This window comes from Anaerocolumna sp. MB42-C2, assembly GCF_030913705.1.
Classification (GTDB): domain Bacteria; phylum Bacillota; class Clostridia; order Lachnospirales; family Lachnospiraceae; genus Anaerocolumna.
The window spans coordinates 2,055,485-2,067,504 of sequence record NZ_CP133190.1 but is presented as its reverse complement, the minus strand read 5'-3'; the positions used below and the strand labels follow the sequence as shown (position 1 = coordinate 2,067,504).

Below are 12,020 nucleotides of genomic sequence, written 5' to 3'. Positions count from 1 at the left end.
GTAACATTAAATAACAGAGGCAGTAATACATCTGACAGCTGATGTGTTGTGTAATGGGTGTAAAAATGATAGAATTCAAAGCAGAAACCATTTATTATAAAACAGGGCAGCCAATCTTAAAAGATGTATCTTTTAAGATTAAGCAAGGAGAAATTGTTTCATTAACCGGGGCATCCGGAATCGGCAAATCAACAATCTTAAAGATTATCGCCGGAATCCATAAAGGATATGACGGAACACTTGATATTCCAAAGAACAGCAGAATCGCTTTTATTTCCCAGAGTAATTGTCTGCTTCCTTGGAAAACAGTTTATGATAATATTATACTATTAAAAAAAGTGGAGGCTGGACAGGTTGATAAACCAAGCGCAGAGAAACTGATAGAAAATCTTGGCTTATCCGGACTTGATAAGCAATATCCGCTGACTTTAAGCGGAGGACAATATCAAAGAACAGCTCTCGGTCAGGCATTTTTCTATGAACCGGATATTATCTTAATGGACGAACCCTTTTCTGCATTAGATGCTAAAACAAAAAGAGAGATTCAGGAACTCTTTTTAAAGCTGCAGAAACAGCATAATATAACAACCGTATTTGTTACTCATAATATAGATGAAGCAGAGTATTTAGGCAGCAGAATTATTAATCTGGAGAAATGATTGGAGGAATAAACTTTGAAGAAATGGATTGGTATCCTGGCTTTGATTATACTATGGCAGGTTACAGCAGTTCTTACCCATAATTATATATTCCCAACATTTTTACAGGTAATGAAATCATTTGCTGTTAATAGCAGTACTATTTTAATTCATGGGTTTTACAGCAGCTTAAGATTGGCCTCCGGTGTTATCCTGGCTGTTATGATCGGTATGCCTGTGGGTATCTTAATCGGTTATCACAGAACCTTAAGCGAATATATATCCCCTGTTATATACTTACTGGCTCCTATTCCTAAAATAGCTTTGCTTCCAATGATTATGCTCTTATTTGGAATAGGAAACTTATCTAAGATCTTTATTATCTTTATTATTATGTTTTTTCAGGTTATTGTAGCAGCCCATGATGCGGTAAAAAATATACCCGGGGAGTACTTTATACCTCTTAGGACGATCCGCGCAGGGCATAAAGCAATTGTATTTCATATTATACTTCCGGCGGTTCTTCCGGAAATGTTCACTTCCGTCAGGATAGGCCTTGCCACCGGCATCTCTGTTTTATTTTTTGCAGAAACGTTCGGAACAAGATGGGGACTCGGCTTTTACATAATGGACATGTGGATGAGACTTGATTATAAGCAGATGTATGCGGGCATTTTAGCACTGGGGATTCTAGGGCTTATCAGTGTATCAGGTGTCAACCGGCTTCAAAGGTGTATCTGTCCCTGGATGCCAAAACAGGGCTAAAACAATCAACTGCTCCCTATTGCCTGGAATCACAATGTTTGAGATAAAAGCATTGTGATTCCAGACAATAAGAGGAGCAGTTCTTTTATAATGATTATTTTACTATCGTTACCTTAAATTCTTCAGTAAAGGACCCGGCTTTTGCAAATACAGTGACCGTACCCGATTTTTTGGCTTTCAGGACACCGGTCTTAGAATTTATGACAGCATACTTTATATCTGATAACTGATACGTTATTTTTCCTTTTATACCATAGGCTTTTACATTAAAATCAAAGGATTGATTTACTTTTAAAGACTCCTGCTTTCTGGTAAAAGAAAGATAAGGCTTCTTAATAGCTATTTTTATTTTCTTTGCCAGTGAACCTGCTTTGGCAGTCACATATAGGGTACCTGTTTCCTTGGCAGTAAGTTTGCCGGTATCTTTATTAATAACCGCAAGATTAGAATCTGATAAGCTATAAGTTATCTTATTCTCTGTTCCATAAGCATTAGCATTAAAGTTATAGGAATTTCCGGTATAAATAACGGCAGGTTTTTTACCAAAGCTTATATAAGGATTTTTAACAGTAACTTTTGTTATAAATGTCTTTGTATTTCCGGCTAGGGTAACTTTAGTAGTGATGGATGTACTCCCAGCTTTTACGGCAGTTATTATTCCATTCCCGGAAACTGTTGCAATGGATTTTATACCGGAGCTGAAAGATTTAATAGCTTTATTCCCATAACCGGCTGGTAATTTCACAGAAATTTTTCCGGTCTGCCCTGTATATAAGGTAACATTAGCCGGAGTGACTTTTACCAGGTTAACTGCCGGGGTCGGAGTCAGAGTAACCTCCGGGGCCGGAGTTTGAGCAGGCGATGGAGTAGCAGTAATTGCAGGTGTTGCTGTCGGTGTTTTTGTTGTATTTGAGGAAGTGCCTGAATTATGTTTGCCAGGTTTTTGAGTCGGTGTAGCAGTTGGCGTTATAACAGGAATCGTTGGAGTAGGGGTTATAGTAGTCGGAGGTGTAGGTGTTACAACAGGAGTAGTAGGTGTGGGAGTTGGAGTATCCGTAGGAGCTGGTGTACTGGTAGGAGTGTCGGTCGGTGCCGGAGTATCGGTAGGGGTAGGAGTTACCGCATCATCAAGGGCATACAAATCAAAATTAGTCGCATAATCAAATAATAATACAGCTAGATCCGAAGGATTTTTATCAGTTAAACCTAATTCTTCAAGATCAAAATCTATCTGTGAAGCGGTACCTTTATTATCCTCATCTAAGAGGCATTCTGCTAAAGGTGTAGACAAATCTGTTTTATCAAGGAGATACACAACAGCTACATACTGGTTATCTTGTACGGTAACCCGTATATGATTTTCATCTTTCGCTGCAGCTTCCAGCGTTGGATTCTCTGTATCTATGGCAATCGGAAAGGTCAGGGTATCACGTAAATTATTCTGTTCGTGATTGGAATAATCCAATTCTCCGTTTACTGTAAAATTAACTACTGTATTATTCTCTAATATATTACCGTCTTCATCTGTTCCGTCCCAGTAAATATTCTTAAAATAAGTAGGTATCACATAATCTGAATTAGGATCATAGGTAGTTTTTGGCATATAGGCATAGGAATCTGAAACTATAACATGGTTGTTTTCATCCGTTATAGACCAATTGAGGTTTTTGGCATTTCTTAATAAGCTTATTTGCGCTATATCCAACCTGTCGAAGGAACCATCGTAATTGGGGGAGATGGCTATTTTATCCAGATCTGCTCTGGGTGTGAATAATTCATAATATTCGGGGTAAATATATGGATTGTAATTCCCGATTAAAGCATATGCATCCTGGTCAAATGGATTTACGCCTAAGTAACTGTTTCCGTCATCGGTATAAAGTGCATGAATATTCTGCTGATAGCCTTGCAAGTCATTAGCGGAACCGGAATCAAACAGCGGCGCCTGCGTCCAGTCACCAAAGAATCCCATAAACGGTATAGTTAAATCATAATTGGTTTCTTTTGATTCTAAGCGGATAAAACCATCGATAAATTCTCCGTTTTCAAAGCTTGAATCTAATTCTTCTTTTAAATCATCGGATAATTGTATTGATACGGATACCTCCACATCGTCTCCTGGATCTACTGTAATAATATCGGTTGCTTCCCCGTTGACGGTAAACTCTACTTCCGTATCTGAGCTGATATCTTGAGGAGTTTCACCAAGAGCATTTCCCAAATCTGTTTCAAGTCCGGTTTCTGTTAATGTGTTTGCCAGAGGGACGAAAGTAATAGCAGAGCCGGTAACAGATTTTATATGAAAGGATTCTCTAAAAAAACCGGTCTTTAAAACATCATCTCCAAGATTTAATTTGGGTCTTTGGTCAGCTTCCTCAGGAACATAAAGATAAGCAGCTGTATTTACTGCATTATATACATTGACAATACCACTGCCTTGTTTACGAGGGGAATAATAGATCCCGTCGGAATTGACGGCAGGAGCAGCTGAACTCATTAACAAATCGTTTGCCAGTTCCGATTTCTCATAATCTGTAGAGAAATTAAGCGAATTATTCAGGTATTGTTTCATCAGTGCAAAGGTACCGGCTATATGGGGAGCTGCCATAGAAGTTCCGCTCATACTGCCATATTTATCAAATGGCAGAGTGGAATAGATATTTTCACCTGGTGCGGAAATTTCCGGTTTGAGTTTTAAATCAGGAGTTACACCCCAGGAGGAGAAATCCGAAAGTCGATTTGCCCGGTCATCTGGAAAAGTTCCTGTTTCACCGGTGATAGTAAGGGTTTTGTCCTCCGCCTCCAGTAACTTTTCTCCGTCTTCCTCCGTAATGGAAACAGCTGGGATTACATAATCTGATATTGCCATGGAGATAGTTCCGGGCTGATTGTTATAAACTACGATACCAATAGCCCCACCTGAAACAGCATTTAATAATTTGTCATTAAATGAAATAGCGCCTCTTTTTACTAAGGCAATTTTGCCATTTACATTGATTTCATCGTAATCCTCCGGTTCACCTGCATTAGGTACCGGTACAAATTCAATTGCACCGCCGGACGCAACACTTAAGTCACGAAAGTAAGGCTGTCCGCCTGCCGCTGTCTCTGTATAGGGTATTTTCTCCTCCTCCAGTTCAAAGTAAGACGCATGATAATTAGCATTAATCACACTGGCTACGGAAGTGGAAGCATTATAGGTAGAGGGTGAACCCACAACGGAAGTATCTGGATTGCCGGATAAAGAAGTTCCCTCTAATCCATTGTGATAGGAGGAACTGTAGCTATTACCTGCGGAAACCGCCAGGTTAATACCGACTCCTGCGATTCGGTTATACACATCGTTAACAGAGTCATCCCCTTCTTTAGTGAATCCGCTTGGCGAACCTAAACTCATATTGATTACGTCTGCTCCCAGTATTACCGTATCATCCAGGGCGGCCAGAATATCTTCCGTATATGCGTTAGTTTCACCAATTTCATCACTGAATACTTTCATTATCATTAATTGGGCATCCGGTGCTACGCCGGTAACCTCATCCCCATCCCCGTCCGGTGCGGCTATGATACCTGCAACATGGGTACCATGATCATTACCGTTTTGTTCTACTGACTCCTCTGTGGGAGTTACTTCTGTATCGCAATCAGCGTAATCGAAAGCATAAGGTATTTTTGGACTTACATAAGTATCATCTGCGTTAGCGATACCGGAGTTTAAACCCGCACTGCCTTCAATTTTTTGCTGGATATCCTGTTTCGTAAACTTGGGGGAAGAAGGTTCTTTTTGAAACCCTTTATGGCCGGTATCAAGGCCGGTGTCTAATACGGCTACAATGGTACCCTTACCAGTCAGACCCATATCCCAGGTAGACACGGCACCGATAGTATCGGTACTGGTATCCATTACCGGTTCGATCTTTTCATAACTTCCTGCTATGTACGCGGACTTTACATTAGGTAATTTTTTAATATCCTCCAGGGATTTATACTTTACCTTAATTGCAAAACCGTTCATAACTGCGGTGTAATTATAGATTACATCTGCAGTATTTTTTTCGGATTTTAAAGCCTTAATTTTATCAGTAACATTTTTCTGCTGTTTCAATAATCCGCCGGTTATTTGTTCCGCTTCCTCCGTTTCGGCATATTCATCAAAACTGACTGGTCTGCTGCTTTTAAATTGTCTCTCAGACTGAGTAGTTTCAAAATGTTCCAGAAGAGGCATCTGCTTTAATTCTACGATTACGGTAACTTCATCTTCCGGTGCATAATTCTTTTCAAAAATTTTTCTGTTTATGGTATTTTTCTTAATTTCTTTAGAGTTTTCGGCTTTTGTAAAAGACTTTACTTCCTGGGTTGTTCCTGCGGCTTTGGCATAAGTAACCGGGTATGTGGTTATTGACGTAAAAACAAATACCAGGGCCGTTAAAGCTGCTGTAAGTTTCTTTCTCATTTATATCCCTCTCTCTATGATTTTTCTCATAGTATCACAATTACCAAAAAATTACAATTGAAAAGGAAACCATTCTGTTGACATGCCGGCAAGAAAATATACAAGATTTAGATAGATTAATAATGAATAAAGTAACTTTTCGTCATTTTATATAATAATAAATCAATCTTTTTAATTGTTACGATTGTAAATTTTCAGAAATAATATATAATGTTATAGTCAATAAAAGTTGAGGGGTTAATATGAAAAATACAAATACAGATTTATTGCACAAATTATTGGATTTAGGTTTTTACCTTGAAAAATTTTATGAGCATTTCCTAGAAAATCAAAATTTTGCACTGAAAAATACCGCAGCTATCCTTGTGTCAGAAGAAAGAAAACATATAGAGGTATACAGCAATCTTATAAGAGATGAGGAGGCAAAGGAAGAATATCCAATTGGAGATGAACTAATGGGTTATGTTAATTATCTTCTTATTAATATGAAACAGGCGTTGAATAATTATGGAATAGTTACACCGGGTCAATTAATAGCAAAAGCGATTGATAATGAAAATAAACAGATATTTCTGCTTTCTCAAATTATTGAAATGTCAAGCGCTTCGTCAATTCCACCGTATTTTCATGAGATTTTAACATTCCTCTTAAAGGAGGAAAACAGGCAGCTTGCAAATCTCCGTCCATTTAATAAACTGGTATGAATTGTCCCCGGAAAGGCAAGTGATTTAAAAGCCTCGTATCCGAGGACACAAAAAATTACCAAATAATTTATAAAATCCAATGGATATACTATTGACATGTTATTTAAATAATAGGTATAATCAGTAATGTTTAATTAATACTTTTTGGAAAGAATAGATATAGTATAAAACGAGAATAGATATAGTTAAAACAAGAAATTACTCATACGACGAAAGCGAAAATTATGTCAAAAATAAAAGCATTTATTGAAAAAGGCCATAATATATATATTATTTTAATTCTAACATTTATTTTCAGTGTTATAGTACGGACTGGCTTAGGAATCCTATGCGGCCAGATGAATGTTTTTTATGATGAATTATTGCATTGGAATTTAAGCAAATCCATATATTATCATTTGGGGAGTAATTTTCGAAATGATATATTAAGTTATAAGGAAATATTATACTCCATTGTATTATCCATTTCCCATATATTGGGCAACGTACAGACACAATATCATATTGCAGTGGGAATTAATTCGGTTTTAATGAGCTCCGTTTTATTTCCTGCTTATTTCATGTCAGAGAAATTTCTGAATAACCGGTTTCGCTCCTATATTATTGCCTTTTTAAGCATTATGGTACCGGAAATGTACTATACAACCAAGATACTACAGGAGAACCTGTATTATCCAATGGTAATCTGGTTTTTTTATATTTTCATTGTAATTATATTAAAAAACCAGTATAAGTTAAGAAATATTATTTTTTTAAGCAGTTATATTTTCCTGGTCAGCTTATGTAAACAAATGGCACTTAATATTTTTGCAGGAGTAGCTTTATATTATATATTGCAGTTTTTGGTTTTTGATAAAGGAAACAGAAAAAAATGTCTGATTAGTTTACTGTATTTTGTAACGACTTTTATGGTATTAAAGGTGGCATATGATGTCTTTTTCAACCTTGTAAATGGAATCTCTAAAGAATCCTCTGCCGAAACAACCATTATTGCCATTTTGCAGAATATGTTTGATAGTTATTTGTTAAGCAGATTGGTTTTCCCTACTTTATCTTATTTGTTATTATCGACCTTATACTTTGGATATTTCACAATTACCTTACCTTTATCTTTTGGTAAGTTTTTGAATAAAAAAGAAGGTAAATTATTTTTGCTGATTGGTACTATTTTATTCTCAACTATTATGGTTATCTGTCTTAGAATCATACCGGCTGAAAATTTAGATGAGGTAATGCACCGGTTCCATTTCCGATATATGTTCTATCTGATTGTGCCGTTATTAATAGTATTATTCAGTATTTATGACAAAGTAAAAATAATAAAATTTAATAATTCCATTATAGCTATTTCTTTGTTATACGTATTGTTATTAGGGTATATCAGCATTATGCCTGCCGAAGGGTCAACCATAGACTGTGTAGGTGCTAATTATATTAAGTACCTTTTTGACAGCGAGATGATGGTTAATACCTTGCGTATGCTGGTTATTATCGGGATTTCGGTTGGAATCTACCTTTTATATAAAAAGAAGATTAAATTATTTTATGCTCTTTTGGTGATAGGATTATTATCATCCGGCATTATAAATAATCTATATACCTATATTTATATTTATAATGATAAACAAAATTCAGTCAATAAAAACTCGGATGCGCTGGCAATTAATGAATATTTAGATGAACAGCAGCCGGATTTTAACTGGAGATCCTTATTAATTATTTCGGATAAGAATGTTTCGGATGCTAAACTGGAAACATTCTTAAAACGCCCGGACTATTATTATTCTAAGACAGAGGATTTCACCAAATATATTAAGGATTATCCCGATGATTCTTTCTGGGATCTTAACCTGTATAGTTTTAACCATCAGTTTCATGATGCTGCCATAGATTATCCAAAATATATTCTAACAAATAAATGGTTTTCCATTAAAGGGTATGAAAAGGTAAATCTTAATTTAAAAAGGTATTATTTATATTCAAGAGTACAAGAAGAATAAGAGAGAAGAGATAGATAAAAGTGAGCCCCATAAAGATAACCCGGAATGCAAGTAAGTTTATTTGGAATACAATGGGAATCATGTGCAATGCAGGCACTTCCTTTTTGCTGTTAATATTTGTAACAAGAATATGCGGAGATTTTAATGCGGGTATTTTTGCCCTGGGATTTGCTAATGCACAATTAATGTTAACCATCGGAAGATATGGTATGAGGGTTTATCAGGCTACAGATATGAAAGGTTCTGTAAAGTTTTCCACCTATTATCTTTCCCGTATTTTGACCTGTGCCCTCATGCTGATAATCAGTATAGTTTACGTTATCTGGAGTGGTTATACCTTTATGAAAGCGGCCATTGTTTTTAGTATTTGTATCATAAAGATGGCGGATGCCCTGGAGGATGTTTTTCATGGTTTATTTCAGCAGAACGGCCGTATCGATATCGCCGGGAAATATTTAACCGCAAGAAATTTAATCACCCTCTGCGCTTTTATTATCCTATTAGTAATAACAAAAGATCTTTTGTTAACATGTATAATTACCGGGCTTCTGTCAGTAGCAGCCTGCTTTGTTATAAATGTACCAACTGCTAAAAAAATAACTGACGTAAAATTAGAACTGAATAAAAAAGAACTGATTACTTTATTCATAAACTGCTTTCCATTATTTATCGGCAGTTTTTTAGCACTTTATATTAATAATATACCTAAATATATGATAGATCGTTATTTGACGGAAGAAATACAAGCTTTTTTTAATATTTTGTTTATGCCTGCGTTTGTGATTAATTTATTCAGCGAATTTATTTTTAAACCTTTATTAACAGACATTGCAATCAAATGGGAACAAAACCAGATAAAAAACTTTGTTTTTTATATATTTCGATTAATGATGGGCATATTAGTTATAACAGTAGTTGTTGTTGCGACCGGATATTTAATTGGAATTGATGTTCTGACCTTTGTTTACGGAGTAGATTTAATGAAATACCGGAATGAGTTAATTCTGTTATTGATAAGCGGCGGTTTTGGAGCATGTGTCTATCTGTTATTCCATGTGCTTACGGCAATGCGTAAACAGGTAATCCTGCTTGCCGGTTATGCGGCGGCTTCCGTTATTACGACAGTGATCAGTCCAGTTCTGGTGCAAAAATACAATATATTCGGTGCTTCCGTTGTCTGTTTTATATCAAGTATTATTTTGTTTCTGATCTTTTTGAGCGTGTTGGTATTAACTGTTATAAATAAAGTTAAAACATTAAGATAAACTGTCCTAATTGGTTCCTTATATAATTAGTAAGGACCTGACATTGAAAGGTATGGGTGCAAAATGAAGTTACTAATCATAATACCGGTTTATAATGAAGAACATAATATTGAAAAGGTAATAACCCAGTTAAAGAAATATGTTCCTTATGCTGATTATATAGTAGTAAATGATTGTTCCAATGATAATACTGTCTCAGTATGTAAAGAGAAAGGATATCATTATATCTCTCTGCCTGTTAATCTTGGTATCGGGGGAGGGGTTCAAGCCGGATACCACTATGCCATAGAGCATGATTATGATATTGCCGTACAAATGGATGGTGATGGGCAGCATGATGCTAAATATATTGAAAATATAATAAAACCCATTGTGGACGAGGAAGCCGATATTGTAATCGGTTCCCGTTTTATATTAAAGCAGGGATTTCAGTCATCCAGATTAAGAAGAATGGGCATTAATTTTTTAAGTATGTTAATCAAAATCTGCAGCGGAACCAGGGTGAAAGATGTTACCAGTGGATTTCGTGCCGTAAACAGGAAATTTATTAAAATATATTCCGAAGAATATTCACAGGATTATCCTGAGCCGGAAGCAATTATTGCGGGAGCTTTTTATAAAGGCAGAATAAAAGAAGTTCCTGTCATTATGCATGAAAGAGAAGCGGGAAGCAGTTCCATTCATTCCTGGAAATCTATTTATTATATGATAAAAGTATCAATTGCAATATTTACCTATCGGCTTAAATTCTGAAAGGGAGGAGTTTACATATGATATCATCAGCTCTTCGGTTATTTTTAACGATTGGTTTGGCCTTATACTTTTTACTTATTTTTACGCTATTAAAGAGGAAAACTCTTTCATTAAAATATACCTTATTATGGATATTCGGCGGGGCAGGGATGGCAATACTGCTTATTTTTCCCGAAATATTAAACTGGTTTATTCATATAGCGGATATTAAATTGGCCAGTAATGGGCTATTTGCCATAATTTTATTTTTTATTTTAATAATATTAATTTCTATCACTTCGATTGTTTCAAAACAAAGCGATCAAATAAAACGGCTGGTTCAGGACAATGCTTTAATGGAAAAAAGAATACGAGACCTTGAGAGCAGGAATGCCGCAGATACGTCACATCAGGATTAGCAGATAACGATCTAAAATAATTTAAGAAATTGCAAAACAATATAGTTATCTAAATATTCCATACAATTCATACGAATTTTATAGCTTCAGTTGCCTTTTAGGGCAAGATTCAGCTCTAAAATTGTATGAACTGCATGGAATATTAATACAAATTTTGAGTTTCGCAATTACCTAATCTAAAATAATTAAGAAAAAGGAGATACGGCATTGAGTACGGTCAGGGAACATACCTATATTATTTGTGCCTATGAGGAAAGTCCGTTTCTGGAGGAATGTATTCAATCTTTAGTTAAGCAGACGGTAGGTTCTGAACTGATTATGGTAACATCAACCTTAAATGGTTATATATGCGGTCTTGCAGACAAATATGAGATACCTCTGAGAATTAACACAGGAGATAAGGGAATTGTGCAGGATTGGAATTTTGCATATAAACAAGCGGACACCAAATATGCAACCATTGCTCATCAGGATGACATATATTCCAAATATTATACGGAAATTATGTTAAAAGAGATGAAACAGGCAGAGCATCCATTAATCGGTTTTACAGATTACGCAGAAATAAGACAAGGAAAAATCGTAAAAAATAATACCATGTTAAAAATAAAACGGCTGATGTTATTACCACTTACTGTTCGATATTTACAAAAAAGTAAATTTGTCAGAAGAAGAATCCTGTCTTTTGGAAATCCTATTTGCTGCCCCTCGGTGACTTTTTGTAAAGATAATCTTCCTGATACTGTCTTTTTGGTCGGTTTCCGCTCTGATGAGGACTGGCAGGCATGGGAGAAACTGTCACGGCGAAAGGGCGATTATGTCTATTGCAGCAGAATCTTAACTTATCACAGAATTCATGAGGAATCCGCCACGACAGCCATAATCGGGGATCAGATCCGTTCAAAAGAGGATTATGAAATGTTTCGCAGATTTTGGCCGGAGTGTATTGCTAAGTTTTTAGCTAAGTTTTATTCAAAATCAGAAAAATCTAATTCCTTGGATATGGGAAACAATAAATGAATGGCGGCAATACGGAAAAATGAT

At 35.8% G+C, this 12,020-nt stretch carries 9 protein-coding genes; 8 read left to right on the top strand and 1 reads right to left on the bottom strand.

The window, feature by feature from the left end:
* Nucleotides 1-65: 65 nt before the first annotated feature.
* Both RBU59_RS09225 and RBU59_RS09220 read left to right on the top strand, forming a co-directional pair.
* Nucleotides 66-659 carry an ABC transporter ATP-binding protein gene (locus RBU59_RS09225; RefSeq protein WP_308147587.1) on the top strand — a complete coding sequence of 198 codons (594 nt, stop codon included), beginning with the start codon at nucleotides 66-68 and terminating at the stop codon, nucleotides 657-659.
* A 15-nt stretch (nucleotides 660-674) separates the two neighbouring features.
* Complete coding sequence (locus RBU59_RS09220) at nucleotides 675-1,403, top strand: ABC transporter permease (protein ID WP_308147586.1); 729 nt, start codon at nucleotides 675-677, stop codon at nucleotides 1,401-1,403.
* 94 nt (nucleotides 1,404-1,497) lie between these two features.
* On the opposite strand, the gene RBU59_RS09215 is transcribed toward RBU59_RS09220, so the two are convergent.
* Complete coding sequence (locus RBU59_RS09215; RefSeq protein WP_308147585.1) at nucleotides 1,498-5,856, bottom strand: S8 family serine peptidase; 4,359 nt, start codon at nucleotides 5,854-5,856, stop codon at nucleotides 1,498-1,500.
* A 242-nt stretch (nucleotides 5,857-6,098) separates the two neighbouring features.
* Between RBU59_RS09215 and RBU59_RS09210 the strand changes: the two genes are divergently transcribed.
* From RBU59_RS09210 to RBU59_RS09185, 6 genes are all read left to right on the top strand, one after another.
* Nucleotides 6,099-6,560, top strand: coding sequence for a hypothetical protein (locus RBU59_RS09210; RefSeq protein ID WP_308147584.1), 462 nt, complete (start codon nucleotides 6,099-6,101; stop codon nucleotides 6,558-6,560).
* Between the two features lie 224 nt (nucleotides 6,561-6,784).
* Nucleotides 6,785-8,560, top strand: coding sequence for a hypothetical protein (locus RBU59_RS09205; protein ID WP_308147583.1), 1,776 nt, complete (start codon nucleotides 6,785-6,787; stop codon nucleotides 8,558-8,560).
* Between the two features lie 20 nt (nucleotides 8,561-8,580).
* A complete protein-coding gene (locus tag RBU59_RS09200; RefSeq protein ID WP_308147582.1) occupies nucleotides 8,581-9,825 on the top strand; it encodes a lipopolysaccharide biosynthesis protein in 1,245 nt (414 codons plus the stop codon).
* Between the two features lie 63 nt (nucleotides 9,826-9,888).
* Nucleotides 9,889-10,578, top strand: a complete 690-nt coding sequence (locus tag RBU59_RS09195) for a glycosyltransferase family 2 protein (protein WP_308147581.1) — start codon at nucleotides 9,889-9,891, stop codon at nucleotides 10,576-10,578.
* A 17-nt stretch (nucleotides 10,579-10,595) separates the two neighbouring features.
* Nucleotides 10,596-10,976, top strand: a complete 381-nt coding sequence (locus RBU59_RS09190; protein ID WP_308147580.1) for a DUF2304 domain-containing protein — start codon at nucleotides 10,596-10,598, stop codon at nucleotides 10,974-10,976.
* Between the two features lie 207 nt (nucleotides 10,977-11,183).
* Nucleotides 11,184-11,996, top strand: a complete 813-nt coding sequence (locus RBU59_RS09185; RefSeq protein WP_308147579.1) for a glycosyltransferase family 2 protein — start codon at nucleotides 11,184-11,186, stop codon at nucleotides 11,994-11,996.
* The last annotated feature ends 24 nt before the right edge of the window (nucleotides 11,997-12,020 follow it).

Excerpts from the sequence above, each read along its gene's own strand:
- RBU59_RS09225 (WP_308147587.1), top strand. The coding sequence starts at position 66 with ATGATAGAATTCAAAGCAGAAACCATTTATTATAAAACAGGGCAGCCA.
- RBU59_RS09215 (WP_308147585.1), bottom strand. The coding sequence starts at position 5,856 with ATGAGAAAGAAACTTACAGCAGCTTTAACGGCCCTGGTATTTGTTTTT.
- RBU59_RS09210 (WP_308147584.1), top strand. The coding sequence starts at position 6,099 with ATGAAAAATACAAATACAGATTTATTGCACAAATTATTGGATTTAGGT.
- RBU59_RS09205 (WP_308147583.1), top strand. The coding sequence starts at position 6,785 with ATGTCAAAAATAAAAGCATTTATTGAAAAAGGCCATAATATATATATT.
- RBU59_RS09195 (WP_308147581.1), top strand. The coding sequence starts at position 9,889 with ATGAAGTTACTAATCATAATACCGGTTTATAATGAAGAACATAATATT.
- RBU59_RS09190 (WP_308147580.1), top strand. The coding sequence starts at position 10,596 with ATGATATCATCAGCTCTTCGGTTATTTTTAACGATTGGTTTGGCCTTA.